Source organism: Acidovorax sp. GW821-FHT10E04 (assembly GCF_059415185.1).
In genome coordinates, this window is record NZ_JBWKMT010000007.1 from 136,506 (window position 1) to 152,649 (window position 16,144).

Annotated in this window: 18 protein-coding genes; 12 read left to right on the forward strand and 6 right to left on the reverse strand. The window is 68.8% G+C overall.

Annotation, left to right across the window (positions count from 1 at the left end; all coding sequences use genetic code 11):
• Positions 1–16: 16 nt before the first annotated feature.
• Positions 17–1,153, forward strand: coding sequence for a GGDEF domain-containing protein (locus AC07OC_RS21535; protein ID WP_494602188.1), 1,137 nt, complete (start codon positions 17–19; stop codon positions 1,151–1,153).
• A 27-nt stretch (positions 1,154–1,180) separates the two neighbouring features.
• Here the strand turns inward: AC07OC_RS21535 and AC07OC_RS21540 are convergent, their stop codons facing one another.
• Together AC07OC_RS21540 and AC07OC_RS21545 are read right to left on the reverse strand one after the other, a co-directional pair.
• Positions 1,181–1,807, reverse strand: coding sequence for an FMN-binding negative transcriptional regulator (locus AC07OC_RS21540; protein ID WP_494602189.1), 627 nt, complete (start codon positions 1,805–1,807; stop codon positions 1,181–1,183).
• Positions 1,808–1,879: 72 nt separating this feature from the next.
• Positions 1,880–2,686, reverse strand: a complete 807-nt coding sequence (locus AC07OC_RS21545; RefSeq protein ID WP_494602191.1) for a helix-turn-helix domain-containing protein — start codon at positions 2,684–2,686, stop codon at positions 1,880–1,882.
• A 109-nt stretch (positions 2,687–2,795) separates the two neighbouring features.
• Here AC07OC_RS21545 and AC07OC_RS21550 point away from each other — a divergent pair, with 109 nt between their 5' ends.
• Positions 2,796–3,737 (forward strand): ATP-binding cassette domain-containing protein, encoded by a 942-nt coding sequence (locus AC07OC_RS21550; protein ID WP_218293088.1) that lies wholly within the window; start codon positions 2,796–2,798, stop codon positions 3,735–3,737.
• Positions 3,738–3,893: 156 nt separating this feature from the next.
• On the opposite strand, the gene purT is transcribed toward AC07OC_RS21550, so the two are convergent.
• On the reverse strand, positions 3,894–5,096 hold the full coding sequence (purT, locus tag AC07OC_RS21555; protein ID WP_218293087.1) for a formate-dependent phosphoribosylglycinamide formyltransferase: 1,203 nt from the start codon (positions 5,094–5,096) through the stop codon (positions 3,894–3,896).
• Positions 5,097–5,329: 233 nt separating this feature from the next.
• On the opposite strand from purT, the gene AC07OC_RS21560 reads away from it, so the two are divergent.
• Entirely contained in the window at positions 5,330–5,905 is a 576-nt protein-coding gene (locus tag AC07OC_RS21560) for a DUF3455 domain-containing protein (protein ID WP_492254538.1), read from the forward strand.
• An 86-nt stretch (positions 5,906–5,991) separates the two neighbouring features.
• Here AC07OC_RS21560 and cynS read toward each other — a convergent pair whose 3' ends face one another.
• Positions 5,992–6,435 carry a cyanase gene (gene cynS / locus AC07OC_RS21565; RefSeq protein WP_492254537.1) on the reverse strand — a complete coding sequence of 148 codons (444 nt, stop codon included), beginning with the start codon at positions 6,433–6,435 and terminating at the stop codon, positions 5,992–5,994.
• A 142-nt stretch (positions 6,436–6,577) separates the two neighbouring features.
• On the opposite strand from cynS, the gene AC07OC_RS21570 reads away from it, so the two are divergent.
• Genes AC07OC_RS21570 through AC07OC_RS21580 form a run of 3 tightly spaced genes read left to right on the forward strand, consistent with a single transcriptional unit; the run spans position 6,578 to position 9,295 of the window.
• On the forward strand, positions 6,578–7,432 hold the full coding sequence (locus tag AC07OC_RS21570; RefSeq protein WP_369641296.1) for an ABC transporter permease: 855 nt from the start codon (positions 6,578–6,580) through the stop codon (positions 7,430–7,432).
• A 16-nt stretch (positions 7,433–7,448) separates the two neighbouring features.
• The gene (locus tag AC07OC_RS21575) at positions 7,449–7,943 is read left to right on the forward strand and encodes a hypothetical protein (RefSeq protein WP_218340577.1); all 495 of its coding nucleotides are present in this window, start codon (positions 7,449–7,451) and stop codon (positions 7,941–7,943) included.
• Positions 7,940–9,295, forward strand: a complete 1,356-nt coding sequence (locus AC07OC_RS21580; protein ID WP_492254536.1) for a GAF domain-containing protein — start codon at positions 7,940–7,942, stop codon at positions 9,293–9,295. The genes AC07OC_RS21575 and AC07OC_RS21580 overlap by 4 nt, the downstream gene beginning before the upstream one ends.
• A 4-nt stretch (positions 9,296–9,299) precedes the next feature.
• Here the strand turns inward: AC07OC_RS21580 and AC07OC_RS21585 are convergent, their stop codons facing one another.
• On the reverse strand, positions 9,300–10,037 hold the full coding sequence (locus AC07OC_RS21585; RefSeq protein WP_218340579.1) for a hemerythrin domain-containing protein: 738 nt from the start codon (positions 10,035–10,037) through the stop codon (positions 9,300–9,302).
• Between the two features lie 190 nt (positions 10,038–10,227).
• The gene (locus AC07OC_RS21590) at positions 10,228–11,817 is read right to left on the reverse strand and encodes a GMC family oxidoreductase (protein ID WP_218340580.1); all 1,590 of its coding nucleotides are present in this window, start codon (positions 11,815–11,817) and stop codon (positions 10,228–10,230) included.
• A 116-nt stretch (positions 11,818–11,933) separates the two neighbouring features.
• On the opposite strand from AC07OC_RS21590, the gene AC07OC_RS21595 reads away from it, so the two are divergent.
• The 6 genes from AC07OC_RS21595 to AC07OC_RS21620 all read left to right on the forward strand — a co-directional run bounded on the left by AC07OC_RS21595 (position 11,934) and on the right by AC07OC_RS21620 (position 16,119).
• Positions 11,934–12,782 carry a 3-hydroxybutyryl-CoA dehydrogenase gene (locus AC07OC_RS21595; RefSeq protein WP_218293079.1) on the forward strand — a complete coding sequence of 283 codons (849 nt, stop codon included), beginning with the start codon at positions 11,934–11,936 and terminating at the stop codon, positions 12,780–12,782.
• 82 nt (positions 12,783–12,864) lie between these two features.
• Positions 12,865–13,686, forward strand: coding sequence for a crotonase/enoyl-CoA hydratase family protein (locus AC07OC_RS21600; protein WP_218340581.1), 822 nt, complete (start codon positions 12,865–12,867; stop codon positions 13,684–13,686).
• Positions 13,687–13,866: 180 nt separating this feature from the next.
• Complete coding sequence (locus AC07OC_RS21605; protein ID WP_218293077.1) at positions 13,867–14,331, forward strand: MarR family winged helix-turn-helix transcriptional regulator; 465 nt, start codon at positions 13,867–13,869, stop codon at positions 14,329–14,331.
• Between the two features lie 77 nt (positions 14,332–14,408).
• On the forward strand, positions 14,409–14,825 hold the full coding sequence (locus AC07OC_RS21610; RefSeq protein WP_218293076.1) for an organic hydroperoxide resistance protein: 417 nt from the start codon (positions 14,409–14,411) through the stop codon (positions 14,823–14,825).
• Between the two features lie 3 nt (positions 14,826–14,828).
• Complete coding sequence (locus AC07OC_RS21615) at positions 14,829–15,215, forward strand: DUF1304 domain-containing protein (protein WP_218293075.1); 387 nt, start codon at positions 14,829–14,831, stop codon at positions 15,213–15,215.
• A 145-nt stretch (positions 15,216–15,360) separates the two neighbouring features.
• Entirely contained in the window at positions 15,361–16,119 is a 759-nt protein-coding gene (locus tag AC07OC_RS21620; protein ID WP_494602196.1) for a metallophosphoesterase family protein, read from the forward strand.
• Positions 16,120–16,144 lie beyond the last annotated feature (25 nt).

The following is a 16,144-nucleotide window of genomic DNA, read 5'->3' on the forward strand; positions in this document are numbered from 1 at the left end:
CAGCGCCCCGTCTCCCATGCCCCTGGACTTCCTCACGCTCATGGCGGCGATGGCCGCCAACCTGTTCATGATCTCGGCCGTCCTGCCGCTCATCATGGGGCGGGATGTGAGCCGCGCCGCACGCCACGTGCAGGCCAGCATGCTGCTACAGGCGCTGGCCTGGGCCGCCATCATCGCGTCGTCCTCGCTATGGGACCGGGCGCTGTCCACGCTGTCCATCGCATGCAACGCCGCTGCCCAGTGGATGCTCTACCGCGCGCTGGAAGAATGGCTGGGCCCCCGCCCCCTGCGGCGTGTGCTGCTGGCGCTGGTGGTGGCCGCGCCGCTGGGCTACACGCTGGGTTTTGACCACTACGCCTGGCGCGTGGGCTGGGCCAACGGGCTGATGGCGGTCATCCTGTGCATCGTGGCGCGGGCCACGCTGTACCCGCTGGTGCTCGCCGACGTGCGCTGGCGCAGCCTGCTCCTGGGCTGCCTGGCCACCTCGGCCGCCTTCACCCTGGCGCGCGGGCTGCTGGGCGCCTTCACCGACGAGTACCCCAGCTTTCGCACGCCGCACCCGGTCAACCTGGCCGCGGCGCTGGCCACCAACGTGAGCCTGGTGCTGGGCACCGTCGCCGTGCTGGTGGCCTGGCGGTACGAGGCAGAGCAGAAGCTGCGCACGCTGGCCATGACCGATGGGCTCACGGGCCTGCTCAACCGCCGAGGTTTCACCACCCAGGGCGAAAACCTGCTTTCGCATGCATGGCGCCACCGGCTGCCGCTCACCGCGCTGATGCTGGACCTGGACCACTTCAAGCAGATCAACGACACCCACGGGCACGACGCGGGCGACCGTGCGCTGCAACTGTTTGCGCGGCTGCTGGGCGACACCTGCCGCAGCGGCGACCTGATTGCGCGGCTCGGGGGCGAGGAGTTCGGCGTGCTGATGCTGCACAACGCGGCGTCGGCGGGCGTCTCGTTCGACCGGCGCCTGCGCCACAAGCTGCATGACGCCAGCGCGGCAGAACTGGGCTTCATCCTGGACTACAGCGCCGGCATGGCCGTGCTGCAGCCCGGAGAATCCAGCCTGGCGGCCCTGATGGCACGGGCCGACAGCGCGCTCTACGACGCCAAGGCCACGGGCCGCGGCCGGCTGACCGCCGCCACCTGAAGACCACCTCCGGGCAACGGCAGGCGGTCAGGGAACGATCAGCGCCGCGACATCGTGCGCCGCCCCCTGGCGCTCCAGCGCCAGCTGCGCGACGAGGCTGGACCGGTCCGCGGGCGTGCGCTGCTGGGACAGGAAGCGCTTGCCCTCGAGGCGGGTGACTTCGATCTCGAAGCCCCGCAGATGCAGCGCCGCCTCGTCGATGAAGGCGGGCGAGGCATCGTGCAGGGACCACGGCTGCGCGCGGTGCGCCTCCTGGGACGCCGTGAGCGCGGCAAGGTGGTCCCTCATCCAGCCGCCGTCGTCGACGAAGCGGATGCGCCCCCTGACTTCCACCGCCACATAGTTCCAGCTGGGGGCCAGGCGCGCGCTGCGCTGGCCGTTCACGTACCAGCGCGGAGAAATATAGGCATTGGGACTCTGGAACACCGCGAGCACCTCCGCGCCCTGCGGGACAGACCGCGCCAGCGTGTGCATGCGCGCCACATGGCCCTGAAGCAGCCCCAGGCCGCCGCCTTCGGCCAGCAGCAGAAGCGGAAGCAGGTGGGCCTCCAGGCCCGCGTGCGCCGCCGCGACCACGGTCGCCAGGGGGTAGGAGCGCACCAGGCCCTGCAGTTCGCGGACATCGTCGATGGAGAAGAGGGATTGGCTGTACATCGCACGGGCTCAAAAAAGAGGGAAGTCTGGCCGTTGCGCACGCGCGCGTCTTGAAGGTTTCGGCCAACGCCGTCAGGGCAAGCAGGGCGCCCGCCGGACCAGCGGCGCCGGTGCCGGCGCGGCGGGCGTGAAGCCCCCGTAGCGGCGGAACTCGCGGGTCATGTGCGCCTGGTCGGCATAGCCCGCCGCCAAGGCGACCTCGCCCAGCGAAGGGCGGCCGGCCTGCAGCAGGTCCATGGCGCGCTGAAAGCGCAGGATGCCCGCCAGGCTCCGCAGGGGCAAGCCCGCCACCGCCGCCATGTCCCGGCGCAGCGTGCGCGAGGAGGGTACGGCCCAGCCGCCACCGCCTTCCTCCACGGTCTGGCCCTGCCGCACCATCTGCTCGATGGCCGCGAGCGCCCGACCCTGGGCCGCTGCCACCGAGGCCCGGGCCGCCAGCGCGCGGGCGGTGGAGCGCAAGGCCTGCTCCACGCCCCGCAGCGTGCGCGCCTGCAGCAAGGGATTGGTGGCACAAGAAGGACCCAGCATCCGCGCGGCCTCGGCGCCGAAAACCGTCCGGTTGCGCAGCGCCCCGGGCGCCGTGCCCAGGCAGGCGCCGCCCCAGCCCATGTGAAAACGCACCCCGAGGACGACCGTCGCGGCGCGCAGGCTCACGAACGCAGGCTGGTCGGCGGGGCCCGCGATCACCGGCCAGACCGACGCCACCGTGCCATCGGGCCGCAGGGCGCAATGCACCACCAGGTCCATCCTGCCGTCCGGCAGCACCAGTTGCCGGCCTTGGGCCGCCGCGTCGTAGCGCCAGACGGCTTCGATCCGGGTCGCATCCAGGGCGTCCAGTGGCAATTCGACATAGCTGGTATCGGCGGGGCTGGGTTTCATGGTGCAGGCAGGATGGCGCATTTCTCGTTCAAAGGGGCGGGCGCTCTGCGGGGGTGCGGCCATCATCCGCCGCGCGGCCCGGGGTGCCAGCATGGCACACAATCAGGCCATGACCGCACTCTTCGAAGCCCTGCAACTGCGCAAGCGCTATGGCAACACCACCGTGGTGGACGATGTCTCCTTTTCCATCGCTCCCGGCGAATGCCTGGGCGTCATCGGCCCGAACGGCGCGGGCAAGACCACCACCATCCGCATGTGCCTGGGCCTGACGGCGCCCGACGGCGGTGCGGTGCACTTCACACCCGCGCCGGGCGGCGCCCCGCTGCACATGCCGCGCGATGCCCTCGCCATCAAGGCCCAGCTGGGCGTGGTGACCCAGTTCGACACCCTGGACCCCGACTTCACCTGCGCCGAGAACCTGCGCGTGTTCGGCCGCTATTTCGGGCTCAAGGGCCCGGTGATGGACGAGCGCGTGCCGCGCCTGCTCGACTTCGCGGCGCTCACGCACAAGGCGAACGCCAAGCCGGGCGAACTCTCGGGGGGCATGAAGCGGCGCCTGAGCCTGGCCCGCGCACTCGTCAACGACCCGCGCCTGCTGCTGCTGGACGAACCCACCACGGGGCTGGACCCGCAGGCCCGCCACCTCATGTGGGAGCGCCTGCAGTTGCTGCTCCAGCAGGGCAAGTCCATCCTGCTGACCACCCACTTCATGGACGAGGCCGAGCGCCTGTGCTCGCGCCTCCTGGTGCTGGACCACGGCAAGAAGATCGCCGAGGGCCGCCCGCGCGAACTGATCGCGCAGCACCTGGAGCCGGACGTGGTGGAAGTGTTCGGCGTGGGCGCCGTGGCGCTGGCCGAGAATGCCGCCCTGCGGGCCCTGGCGGCGCGCGTGGAGATCAGCGGCGAGACGGTGTTCTTCTACACCCAGAACGCAGGGCCCCTGCTGCAGGCGCTGGGCGCGCACCCGCACCTGCGCACCCTGCACCGGCCGGCCAACCTGGAGGACCTGTTCCTCAAGCTCACGGGGCGGCAGATCCGCGAGGATGGCTGAACTGAAGTCTGGATCAGTGCACTCCGGTGCGCCACGCTTCACGCAACGGCGAAAACTGACACAGCGCAAGCCGGTGCCACCGTGGAACTGGCTTTGCCAGGCCACGGGTGGCGTCCCCCTCCCGCGAAGCGAGACAGAGGGAAGGCGCGAAGCGGCTCAGGGGGTGCGTGGTTTCACCTTGCTGGCCGCCAGCTTGGCATTGGTGCGCGCCGTTTCCACCTCGGCCGCACGCGCCAGTGCCACGCCCATGCGGCGCTTGGCAAAGCTCTCGGGCTTGCCGAACAGGCGCAGGTCGGTGCCGGGCACGGCGAGGGCCTCGTCCACGCCGTCGAACACGATGCCCTGGGCCTCCACGCCGCCGTAGATGACGGCGCTGGCGCCGGGGTTGCGCAGGCTGGTATCGACTGGCAGGCCCAGGATGGCGCGGGCGTGCAGCTCGAACTCGCTCTGGTGCTGGGTGCACAGCGTGACCAGGCCGGTGTCGTGCGGGCGCGGGCTCACCTCGCTGAACCACACCTGCTCGCCCTTGACGAACAGCTCCACGCCGAACAGACCTTGGCCGCCGAGGTTGTCCGTCACGGCCTTGGCGATCTGGCGCGACTTCTCCAGCGCGGCCGGGTGCATGGGGTGGGGCTGCCAGCTTTCCACGTAGTCACCGCTCACCTGCACATGGCCGATGGGGTCGCAGAAGCTGGTGGCGATCTGGCCGTCAGCCCCCACCGAACGCACGGTGAGCTGGGTGATCTCGTAGTCGAAGTCGATGAAGCCCTCGACGATGACACGGCCATGGCTCACGCGGCCGCCGGCCATGGCGTAGTCCCAGGCCTTTTGCACGTCGGCCGGGCCGTCGATCTTGCTCTGGCCCTTGCCGGAGCTGCTCATCACGGGCTTGACGATGCAGGGGTAGCCGATTCCGGCATCGATGGCCGCCTGCAGTTCCTCAAGCGAGTTGCAGAACTTGTACGGGCTGGTGGGCAGGCCCAGCGTCTCGGCGGCCAGCACGCGGATGCCTTCACGGTCCATGGTCAGGCGCGCGGCGCGGGCGGTGGGGATCACGCGCACGGTGCCGGCGGCTTCCAGCTCTTCGAGCATGGGCGTGGCGATGGCTTCGATCTCGGGCACCACCAGGTGGGGTTTCTCGGCCTCGACCAGGGCCTTGAGCTGGGCCGGGTCGCTCATCGTGATGGTGCGCTGGTGGTGGGCCACCTGCTGGCCGGGGGCGTTCTCGTACCGGTCCACGGCGATGGTTTCCACACCCAGGCGCTGCAGCGCGATCAGCACCTCCTTGCCCAGCTCGCCCGAGCCCAGCAGCATGACTTTGGTGGCATGGGGCGACAGCGGGGTTCCGAGGGTGGTCATGGGAGGCTTTCCAGAAAAAAGTGAGGACGGGCGGCAGAAAGGGTCGTGAAGCCGCGGCGATCGGCCAACTTTAATGCACGGGTTGCGCGCCCCGCCACCCCGGCCACAGGGCGTGCGGACTATTTTTTGCGCCGGGTGGATCCAGGCGGCGCTGGCGCGCGTACTCCCAGGGGCAGCAGACCGTTCTTGGGACCGCTGCGCTTTTTCAACCCACTGAAGAAAAGGGAAATACCATGCACACCCAGCCATTGCGCTCCCGTTTCGCGGCCCTGACGGGCGCACTTGCCGCCACGGCCCTGCTGGCCGCCTGCGGGGCGATGAAGCAGCCCACCCCCAGCCCCATGTTCTCGCAGGACAGCCTGCCGGACGCCATCAAGGTACCCGCCGGCAACCGGGTCGCCATGGAAACCGTGGGCGTGGGCGACATCACCTACGAATGCCGCGACAAGGCCAACGCGCCCGGCCAGACCGAATGGGTGTTCGTGGGCCCCAAGGCGGTACTGAACGACCGCAGCGGCAAGCAAGTGGGCACCTACTACGGCCCACCCGCCACCTGGGAGTCGGCCGATGGCTCCAAGCTGACGGCCACCCAGTTGGCCGTGGCGCCATCGGGTGCAGGCAACCTGCCCTACCAGCTGGTCAAGGCCCACCCCGCCATGGGCGGCGGCGCGATGGCAGGTGTGACCTTCATCCAGCGCGTGGCCTTGAAGGGCGGCGTGGCGCCTGCCTCGCCCTGTGCGGCCGCCAACAAGGGCGAGCGCCAGAGCGTGAAGTACCAGGCCGACTACATCTTCTGGAAAGCGGCGTAGGCCGCTGCCCGCCCCGCCGCGCCCCGCTCCGCGCATCCATCCGCATTGCGGGGCCAGCGCGTGGGGGTAGGGATTGATGGCACGCCCTAGTACTGCTTGTACGGCAGGAACTTGCCCGACAGCACCACCTTCACGCGGTCGCCCTTGGGGTCGGCCTCGCGCGTGATGTCCATGCTGAAGTCGATGGCGCTCATGATGCCGTCGCCGAACTCCTCGTGGATCAGTTCCTTGATGGTCGTGCCATACACGCTCACGATCTCGTACCAGCGGTAGATCAGCGGGTCGGTGGGCACGGACGTGGGCAGCGAGCCCTTGTAGGGCACGACCTGCAGCCACTTCTGCTCCTCGGCCGTGAGGCCGAAGATCTTGCCCAGCACCTTGGCCTGCACGGGCGATGCGGTCATCTGGCCCAGGCACAGGGCGGTGGTCCACTCCTTGGACTGGCCGACCTTCCTGGCAATGGCATCCCATTGCAGGCCCTTGGCGACCTTGGTGCTGATGATCTTCTCGGTGACGTCGTTGCGGTTCATGGGGGCTCCTTGGGGGCGGGTGTCGGATCAGTGCGCTATGGCACGACCGCAAGCAATGCCCGTGCCTGCCGGTCCCACGGGCCCGTGGGGCGGTGGACACGGCCACCTATCCACCCCCGGCCCGACACAGCACAATAAGCCCATGCAATCCGTATCCCCCTCCACGGCAACCGCTGCCGCCCCGCCCCTTGCCTCCGTCTGGCGCGCGCCCAGCCTCTCGGCGCGCTGGTGGCCCGTGTTCCTGCGAAACCTGCTGGTCTGGCGCAAGCTGGCCATCCCCAGCCTGGTGGGCAACATCGCCGAGCCGCTGATGTGGCTGGTGGCGTTTGGCTACGGCATGGGCGCCCTGGTGGGACAGGTGAACGTGGGGACGGCGGGCGGCGCGACGACGCAGGTGCCGTACATCCTGTTCCTGGCCAGTGGCTCGATCTGCATGAGCGCGATGAACGCCGCCAGTTTCGAGGCGCTGTACTCCGCCTTCTCGCGCATGCATGTGCAAAAGACCTGGGACGGCATCATGAACGCGCCGGTGCGGCTTGACGACGTGGTGCTCGCCGAAATGCTGTGGGCCGCCTTCAAGGCGCTGTTCACGGTGACGGCCATCCTGGGCGTGATGCTCGCGCTCTCCATCAGCCACAGCCCCAAGCTGCTCGTGGCCTGGCCGGTGCTGCTCTTCGTCGGCATCATGTTCTCCAGCATCGCGCTCATCTTCAACGCGCTCGCCAAGGGCTACGACTTCTTCACCTACTACTTCACGCTGGTGCTCACGCCCATGATGTTCCTGTCGGGGGTGTTCTTCCCGCGCGAGCAGCTGCCGCCCATCGTGCGCGCCATCTCGGACTGGCTGCCGCTGACCAATGCGGTCGAGCTGGTGCGGCCCCTGTTCATGGACCAGTGGCCTGCCAATGCGCTGCGCCACGGGCTGGTGCTGGTGGTGACCACGGTGGTGGCCTTCTGGGTGGCCCTGGCGCTCACGCGCAGGCGCTTCAAGGCCTGAACCGGCGGCACCCGCCATGGCCCTTCCCCCGCTGCTGGATCCGGACCGCATGGCCATGGTCGCCAAGGGCGTGTCGGCCATCGTGGCATCGTGCAACGCCCAGCTGCAGCCGAGCATCATGCGCGCGGTCGGCTCCCACATCAGCGCGGACGGGCATCAGGTCACCGTCTTCCTGCGCCGCAGCCAGTCGCGGCAACTGCTGCAGGACATTGCCGAGACAGGGCAGATCGCCGTCGTCTTCAGCGAGCCGTCCACGCACCGCACGCTGCAGCTCAAGGCCAGCCGGGCGGTGCAGCGCCCGGCCGCCGCCGCCGACGCGCCGCTGCTGGAGGCGTACCTGCGCTCCATGGAACACGAGGTGGGCCTGGTGGGGTACGGTCCGCGCTACGTGGGCGCGATGCTGGCAGCGCCGCTGGCGGACGTGGTCGCCGTCAGCTTCACGCCGGCCAGGGCCTTCGACCAGACACCGGGGCCGCGCGCGGGCGCCGCGCTGCCCGCGCCGCAGCCATGAGCCAGTCCCTCCTGTCCCTGCACACGATCCGCCCCTGCCTGGAAGGAGCGATACCGGCCGTCATGGCCACCTGCGACGCCGATGGAACCCCCAACGTCGCCTACATCTCGCAGGCGGTGTACGTGGACGAAGGGCATGTCGCCCTGTCGTTCCAGTTCTTCAACAAGACGCGCCAGAACATCCTGCGCAACCCCCGCGCCTCGGTGCTGGTCCTGGACCCGCGCACGGCCAGCTTCTACCGCCTGCACCTCGTCTACCAGCGCACGGAAGCCACGGGCCCGGTGTTCGAGAGCATGCGCGCGCAGCTGGCGGGCATTGCCTCGCACGCGGGAATGGCGGGCGTCTTCGAACTCAAGGGGGCCGACATCTACGCGGTGGACCGCATCGAATCCGTGGCGGGCGAGAGCCTGCCTCCGCCAGCGCCGCGCCCCGGCATGCTGCACGCGCTGCGGGCCTGCAGCGAGCGCATGGCCCGCTGCACCGCGCTCGACGAGCTGCTGCAATGCACCCTGGGCGCATTGCGCGAGCAGCTGGACATCGAGCACGCGATGGTGCTCCTGCTCGACGCGCCTTCCAGCCAGCTCTACACGGTGGCCAGCTGCGGCTACGCAACCTCGGGCGTCGGATCGGAGATCCGCCTCGGCCAGGGGGTGATCGGCGTCGCGGCCCAGGAAGGGACACCCGTGCGCATCAGCCATTTCACCAATGCCGCCCGCTACAGCCACGCCATCCGCGAGAGCCTGGATGCCCATGCCGGCACCAGCGATCCCCAGCCCGCCCGCGGCCTGGACATTCCCTACCCGGGCCTGGCCCAGCCGCACAGCCAGGTGGCGGTGCCCCTGATGTCCGCCGGACGCCCGCTGGGCGTGCTGTTTGCCGAAAGCCCCCAGGACATGCGCTTTGGCTTCGAAGATGAAGACCTGCTGGTGGCCATTGCGGGCCAGCTGGCTGCCGCCATCGACCTGCTGCAGGCAGCGCCCGATGCGACCGAGCCCCTGCCCGCCCCCGCTGTAGCAACGCCAGTGAGCGGCAGCGCGCTGCGGGTGCGCCACTTTGCGGCCAATGACAGCGTGTTCATCAACGACGACTACCTGATCAAGGGCGTGGCAGGAGCCATCATCTGGAAGCTGCTGCGCGACCACCAGCACACCGGGCGCGTGGACTTCACCAACCGCGAACTGCGGCTGGACCCCACCCTGCGCCTGCCCGATGTGGCCGACAACCTGGAGGCCCGCCTGCTGTTGCTGCAGCGCCGCCTGCAGGAGAACTGCCCGCACATCCATATCGAAAAAACAGGGCGCGGGCGTTTTCGGCTGTGCGTGCTGCGCCCCGTGGTGCTGGAAGACGCCTGACGCCTCAGTGCACCAGACCAGGCACCACCGGCAGGCCCAGGCTGCGCATCAGCTTGGTCCACTCGGGCTGCGTGAGGTGCGGCTGCACTTGCGCCAGCACGGCGGCCAGCACGGGGGCGGGCGCATGCTGCTGCATGTCCGACAGCATGGCCGTGCGCTCGGCCGGTGACATGTAGGGCACCATCCAGCGGGCTACCACCATCATTTCGTGCGGCGGGATCGAGGCCACCAGCGCATCGTGCACACCCGCCAGTTCCGCGTCGGTGTAGCACTGCCAGAGCACGCGGTTGTGCGCAGTCTCTTCCTCGTGCATGTGCTCGAAGTTGTGTGCCACAAACAGCGCCAGCTGGCGGTACAGGGCCAGGTTGGCCGCAGCCCGTGCGGGCTTGGCACAGGCCATAAGGTGGTTCACCCCGTCTGCCAAGGCCGTGATGGCCTGTTCGTGCTCCACATGCTCACCCGCAATGCTCTGGCTGGAGCCGGGCTGGCGCGCCTCCATGGCGGCGTGCACAAACTGGTTCTCGTGGTGCAGGTGCGCGCGGCACAGGTCCAGCAGCTGCATCACACGGTCGCAGGTGTGGGCGAACTCCAGGTCGTCGTCCACATCCATGCGGCCCAGGCCCAGCAGCGTGTCGGCCATGAAGGCGCGCAGCGCCTTGTGGATGCTGGCGTACATGTCCATGCGGGGAGCGGCGGGCTGGGCTTGGGTCAGTGCGGCAATTTCGCGGGCATCAATCTTCATCTGCTTCTTTCATGGCCTCGTGGGGCCTCTCAACACCCTGCTTCTAGGGGTGCCGGGCCGGGTGCACCATGCACCCGCTTCCATGAAAAGAAGTCTAGAAAAGCGCGGCCGGTTTGCCTGTTAAAAACTCCTTAAGCAGACCTTCTTCGAACCTTAAAAACCGCGTTCAGTGCCACAAATGTGAATTCCTTCACACCCGCGCACGCAGCAGGTCCACCGCCTTCTCCGCGATCATCACCGTCGGTGCGTTGGTATTGCCGCTCACGATGCGAGGCATGATGGACGCGTCCACCACGCGAAGGCCCGACAGGCCATGCACGCGCAGTTCGGCATCCACCACGTCCATGGGCCCCGTCCCCATGCGGCAGGTTCCCACGGGGTGGTAGATGGTGTCGGCGTACTGGCGGATGAACTGCTCGATCTCCACGTCGGTGCGCGCGTTGGCGGATGCCGCCAGCTCCTTGGCGCCGAACTTCGCCAGCGCAGGCTGCGCGAGGATCTCGCGCGTGCGCTGGAAGCCGCGCACCATGCGCCGCATGTCATCGGGGTCGGCAAGGAACTGCGGGTCCACCAGCGGCAGGGCCATGGGGTCTTTGCTCGCCAGCGTCACCGAGCCCCGGCTGCGCGGCTGCAGCAGGCACACGTGGGCCGAGTAGCCGTGGCCGAACACCGTCTTGCGGCCGTGGTCCACGAGCTTGCCGATCACGAAGTGCAGCTGCAGGTCGGGCGCGGGTTCGGACGGATCGCTCTTGATGAAGCCACCGGCCTCGGCGAAGTTGGTGGTCAGCATGCCCGTGCGGCTGCGCCGCCATTCGCGGATGCCGCGCAGGGTTTGCGCCATGCCCGAGAGCGACAGCCCGAACAGGTCCTTGAGCGCGGGCGCATCCATGACCTGCACCACGTCGGGATGGTCGTGCAGGTGCGCGCCCACGCCGGGCAGGCCATGCAGCACCGGGATGCCGTGGCTTTGCAGCTGCGCGCCCGGCCCCACGCCGGAGAGCATGAGCAGCTGCGGCGACAGCAGCGCCCCCGCGCTCAGCAGCACCTCGCGCGAGGCCTTCACCTGCCGCAGCGCGCCGCCCTGGCGGTATTCCACGCCCACGGCGCGCCGGCCGTCAAACAGGATGCGGGTGGCCTGCGCGCCGGTGACGACCTGGAGGTTGGGCCGTGCCAGGTGCGGCGTGAGGTAGCCCTTGGCGGCGCTGTGGCGCTCGCCGTTCTTGTGCGTGACCTGGTACGGCCCCACGCCCTCCTGCGTGGCGCCGTTGAAGTCGGCGTTGTACGGATGCCCGGCCTGCACCCCCGCGTCGGCGAAGTACTGGCTGAAGCGGTTTGGCGCGCGCAGGTCCGCCACGTTGAAGGGGCCGCCCTGGGCATGCCAGGCATCGGCGCCGCGCTCGTTGTTCTCGGCACGCAGGAAGTAGGGTTTCACATCCTCCCAGCCCCAGCCGGGATTGCCCTGGGCGGCCCAATGGTCGTAGTCGGCATGCTGGCCCCGGATATAGACCATGGCGTTGATCGAGCTGGAGCCCCCGAGCACCTTGCCGCGCGGCTGGTAGCCGCTGCGGTGGTTCAGCGCGGCCTGCGGCGTGGTGTTGAAGCCCCAGCCGTTGAGTTCGAACTTGGCCATCACGGCCAGCCCCGCGGGGCAATGGATGAGCACGCTGCTGTCGGCCGGGCCTGCTTCGAGCAGGCAGACCCGCACGGCGGGGTCTTCGGTCAGCCGGCCCGCCAGGACGGAGCCCGCCGAACCGCCGCCAATGACGATGTAATCGAACATGTTGTGTTGCCTCCTGCGCCGTACATGGCGGCGGTGTGGAGGCACGATAACCGAACGGGCGTTCGATTCGCTTTACCATGCTGCCCGTCTGTTTCACTTTGAAGAGAGCTCTCTATATGACGATTCGAACGGTTGGCATCATCGGCGCGGGCACCATGGGCAATGGCATTGCACAGGCCTGCGCGGTCTCTGGCATCGACGTGGTGATGGTCGACATCTCCGATGCCGCGGTGCAAAAAGGCCTGGCCACGGTGTCGGGCAGCCTGGACCGCCTGATCAAGAAGGACAAGATCACGGCGGCCGACAAGGACGCGGCGCTGGCGCGCATCAAGGTCTCCACCAGCTACGACGACCTCAAGGCCGCGCAGCTCGTGATCGAGGCCGCCACCGAGAACTACGAGCTCAAGCTCAAGATCCTGAAGCAGGTGGATGCGCTGGTCGCGCCCGAGGTGCTGATCGCCTCGAACACCTCCTCGATCTCCATCACCAAGCTGGCCGCCGCCACGTCGCGTGCCGACCGCTTCATCGGCATGCACTTCTTCAACCCCGTGCCCATGATGGCGCTGGTGGAGATCATCCGCGGCCTGCAGACCAGCGATGCCACGCACGACGCCGTGAAGGCCCTGGCCGAGGCCCTGGGCAAGAGCCCCATCACCGTGAAGAACGCGCCCGGCTTCGTGGTGAACCGCATCCTGGTGCCGATGATCAACGAGGCCTTCTTCGTGCTGGCCGAGGGCCTGGCCACGCCCGAGGACATCGACGCGGGCATGAAGCTCGGCTGCAACCAGCCCATCGGCCCGCTGGCGCTGGCCGACATGATCGGCCTGGATGTCTGCCTGGCGGTGATGGACGTCTACCTCACCGAGTTCGGCGACAGCAAGTACCGCCCCTGCCCGCTGCTCAAGGAAATGGTGGCCGCCGGCCGCCTGGGCCGCAAGACCGGCCAGGGCGTTTACACCTACTGAGGACCCCAGGCGCGCTGTCCCCCCGGGGACGGCGCGCCCATCGCGTTGGGTTTTCAATCATGGGCAAGGAGACATTGCGCCCATGACCAGCAGCATCACCCCCACCACGCCCCCGGCCGAAGGCTGCATCGACACCCAGGTGCTCGGCCACATCCTGCTGATCGGCATCAACCGCCCGGCCAAGCGCAATGGCTGGACGCCGCCCATGTTCCGCCAACTGGCCGAGGCCTACACCCGGCTCGACGATGACCCAGAGCTGCGCGTGGGCGTGCTGCATGCCTTTGGCGACCACTTCACCGCCGGGCTGGACCTGCCCGCCGTGAGCGCCTACATGCAGCGCGGCGAAAAAGCCATCCCCGAAGGCCTGGTGGAGCCCCACGACTACGGCCTGCCCGGCTACCGGCGCCGCAGCAAGCCCATGGTGGTGGCGGTCAAGGGCATCTGCTTCACGGTGGGCATCGAGCTCATGCTGGGCGCCGACATCGTGGTCGCCGCCGATGACTGCCGTTTCTCGCAGATGGAGGTGCAGCGCGGCATCATGGCCACGGGCGGCGCCACGCTGCGCATGGCCGAACGCGCGGGCACCGGCAATGCGCTGCTGCATTTGCTGACCGCCGACGAGTTCGGAAGCAGCGAGGCGCTGCGCTTGAACTTCGTGCAGAAGGTGGTGCCCGCCGCGCAGGTGCTGGACGAGGCCATCGCCATCGCCCGGCGCATCGAGGCCCAGGCGCCGCGGGCCGTGGTGGCCACGCGGCTCAACGTGCTCAAGGCCATCGAGCAGGGGCAGGCCGCCGCGGTGGCCGATTTCATTCCCGTGCAGAAACAGCTGGCCAACAGCGAGGATGCGGCCGAGGGCGTGCGCGCCTTCGTTGAAAAGCGGCCCGCGCATTTCACCGGGCGTTGACGGCCCGCAGAGGCCGCGTCCAGGCTGGGCCGGGCCTCTTGCGCCTTGATGGCACGCGCGCCGCGCGCGGATAGCACCGTGGGCGAAAGGCCGCCGCGTCCGTCCGCAAAAACCAATCCAGCAACAAAAGATTACACAATTCAATTGCGCACAATTGAATTGCACCGCACAATCCACCCCATGGCACGCAGCAACACTTCCACCACCCCCAGCCCGGCAGCGCTGCGCCTGGACAACCAGGTGTGTTTCGCGCTGTATTCCGCCTCGCTGGCGATGACCAAGCTGTACAAGCCCCTGCTGGAGGCCGTGGGCCTGACCTACCCCCAGTACCTCGTGATGCTGGTGCTGTGGGAGCAGGACGGCGTGACCGTCTCCGACCTCGGCGAGCGCCTGTTCCTCGACTCGGGCACGCTCACCCCGCTGCTCAAGCGCCTGGAGACCTCGGGCCTGATTGCCCGCATCCGCGATGCGCAAGACGAGCGCCGCGTGCGCATCAGCCTCACGGCCCCGGGCCGGGCGCTGCGCGACAAGGCGGAAAGCATTCCGCCCTGCGTGCTCGAAAGCAGCCAGTGCACCCTGCCCGAGCTGACCGCCCTGACCGGCCAGCTCAAGACCTTCCGCGACCGGATCAACCCGCCGCGCTGACCCTTTTCTTTCACCGTTCGTTTCCACCCCCCGTCCGCATCGCGGACATTCATTGACCCACTGCAAAGGAAGACACCATGACGCAACTCGAAAAAGTCCTCTACACCGCCAAGGCCCACGTGACCGGTGGCCGTGACGGCGCTGCCAAGACCGATGACGGCCGCCTGGACGTCAAGCTGTCCTCGCCCGGCACCTCCGGTACCGGCACCAACCCCGAGCAGCTGTTCGCCTCGGGCTACGCAGCCTGCTTCATCGGCGCGATGAAGGCCGTGGGCGGCAAGATCGGCATCCCCGTGCCGCAGGACGTGTCCATCGACGCCGAAGTGGACCTGGGCCCCATCCCGAACGCCTACGGCATCGCCGCGCGCCTGGCCATCAGCCTGCCCGGCCTGGACAAGGCCACGGCCCAGAAGCTGGTGGACGCAGCCCATCAGGTCTGCCCCTACTCCAACGCCACGCGCGGCAACATCGACGTGACCATCACGCTGGTGTAAGCCATGGGCCGGCTGCTGCTTCCCCGCATCGCGGTGGCCCTCGTGGCCATCGAGCATGTGTACATCCTGGTGCTGGAGATGTTCTTCTGGAACAAGCCCCTGGGCCTGAAGACCTTCAACCTGACCCAGGAGCTGGCCGATGCCACCGTGACGCTGGCGGCCAACCAGGGGCTGTACAACGGCTTCCTGGCCGCCGGGCTGTTCTGGGGGCTGTTCACCGGCAACCGGCTGTTCAAGATCTTCTTCCTGGGCTGCGTGATCGTGGCCGGGGTCTTCGGCGCCGCCACCGCCGTGCCCAAGATCTTCTTCACCCAGGCGCTGCCGGCCATCATCGCCCTGGCCCTGGTGCTGGCCCTGGACAAGCCAGCGCGCCAGCGCAGCCTGCAATAGCTACAAAAATCATAGCTTCCAGCGCTTGCCAGCCAAGCGTTGGAAGCTATTTTTACGTGCGGCATGGCGCTCCCCGGCGCCCGGCCCGCGCGCTGCAAGCTGGCATTCAGCCACGCGCGCGATGATGGTGCCCAATACTCGCGCCATGAAGACCGCCCTCCTCTCCGACATCCACGCCAACCGCCAGGCCCTGGACGCCTGCCTGCAGCATGCCCGCGCGCAGGGCGCCCAGCGATTCGCCCTGCTGGGCGACCTCGTGGGCTACGGCGGCGACCCCGTGGTCGTGGCAGACCAGGCCATGGCGCTCGCGCAGAATGGCGCGCTGTGCGTGCTGGGCAACCACGACGCCATGGCGCTCGCGCCGCCCGCGACGCCCCGCAACCGCGCAGAGCTGGGCGCGCGGTGGACACACGACCGCCTCGCGTCGCGGCACCACGCCTTCCTGCAGGCCTTGCCGCTGACCGCGCGGCTGGGCGGCAACGCCCTGCTCGTGCACGCCAGCGCCGACGCACCTGCCCAGTGGCGCTACGTGGACGACTCCAACGCGGCCGAGCGCTGCATGATGGCAGCGCAGGCCATCGACCCCGCCATCCGCTATGTGTTCTGCGGCCATGTGCACGAGCAGGTGCTGTACTTCCTCACGCCCACCGCCAAGCTCATGCGCTTTGCGCCCGAGCCCGGCGTGCCCGTGCCCGTGCCGCCGCACCGCCAGTGGCTCGCCATCGTGGGCTCCGTGGGCCAGCCGCGCGACGGCGACGCACGCGCCATGTACGCGCTGTTCGACGACGCGGCGGCGCAGATCACCTTCCACCGCGTGCCGTACGACCACCTGGCCGCCGCGGCCGCCATCCGCGCGGCGGGCCTGCCCGGCTTCTATGCGGACCGCCTGGAAAAAGGCCAGTAGGGATGAAACACCCCCCTGAGCGGCC

Coding starts and splice junctions, on each gene's coding strand:
- AC07OC_RS21600 (WP_218340581.1), top strand. CDS start 12,865: ATGACCAGCAGCATCACCCCCACCACGCCCCCGGCCGAAGGCTGCATC.
- AC07OC_RS21615 (WP_218293075.1), top strand. CDS start 14,829: ATGGGCCGGCTGCTGCTTCCCCGCATCGCGGTGGCCCTCGTGGCCATC.
- AC07OC_RS21560 (WP_492254538.1), top strand. CDS start 5,330: ATGCACACCCAGCCATTGCGCTCCCGTTTCGCGGCCCTGACGGGCGCA.
- cynS (WP_492254537.1), bottom strand. CDS start 6,435: ATGAACCGCAACGACGTCACCGAGAAGATCATCAGCACCAAGGTCGCC.
- AC07OC_RS21620 (WP_494602196.1), top strand. CDS start 15,361: ATGAAGACCGCCCTCCTCTCCGACATCCACGCCAACCGCCAGGCCCTG.
- AC07OC_RS21595 (WP_218293079.1), top strand. CDS start 11,934: ATGACGATTCGAACGGTTGGCATCATCGGCGCGGGCACCATGGGCAAT.
- AC07OC_RS21580 (WP_492254536.1), top strand. CDS start 7,940: ATGAGCCAGTCCCTCCTGTCCCTGCACACGATCCGCCCCTGCCTGGAA.
- purT (WP_218293087.1), bottom strand. CDS start 5,096: ATGACCACCCTCGGAACCCCGCTGTCGCCCCATGCCACCAAAGTCATG.
- AC07OC_RS21585 (WP_218340579.1), bottom strand. CDS start 10,037: ATGAAGATTGATGCCCGCGAAATTGCCGCACTGACCCAAGCCCAGCCC.
- AC07OC_RS21570 (WP_369641296.1), top strand. CDS start 6,578: ATGCAATCCGTATCCCCCTCCACGGCAACCGCTGCCGCCCCGCCCCTT.
- AC07OC_RS21575 (WP_218340577.1), top strand. CDS start 7,449: ATGGCCCTTCCCCCGCTGCTGGATCCGGACCGCATGGCCATGGTCGCC.
- AC07OC_RS21605 (WP_218293077.1), top strand. CDS start 13,867: ATGGCACGCAGCAACACTTCCACCACCCCCAGCCCGGCAGCGCTGCGC.
- AC07OC_RS21535 (WP_494602188.1), top strand. CDS start 17: ATGCCCCTGGACTTCCTCACGCTCATGGCGGCGATGGCCGCCAACCTG.
- AC07OC_RS21590 (WP_218340580.1), bottom strand. CDS start 11,817: ATGTTCGATTACATCGTCATTGGCGGCGGTTCGGCGGGCTCCGTCCTG.
- AC07OC_RS21610 (WP_218293076.1), top strand. CDS start 14,409: ATGACGCAACTCGAAAAAGTCCTCTACACCGCCAAGGCCCACGTGACC.
- AC07OC_RS21550 (WP_218293088.1), top strand. CDS start 2,796: ATGACCGCACTCTTCGAAGCCCTGCAACTGCGCAAGCGCTATGGCAAC.
- AC07OC_RS21540 (WP_494602189.1), bottom strand. CDS start 1,807: ATGTACAGCCAATCCCTCTTCTCCATCGACGATGTCCGCGAACTGCAG.
- AC07OC_RS21545 (WP_494602191.1), bottom strand. CDS start 2,686: ATGAAACCCAGCCCCGCCGATACCAGCTATGTCGAATTGCCACTGGAC.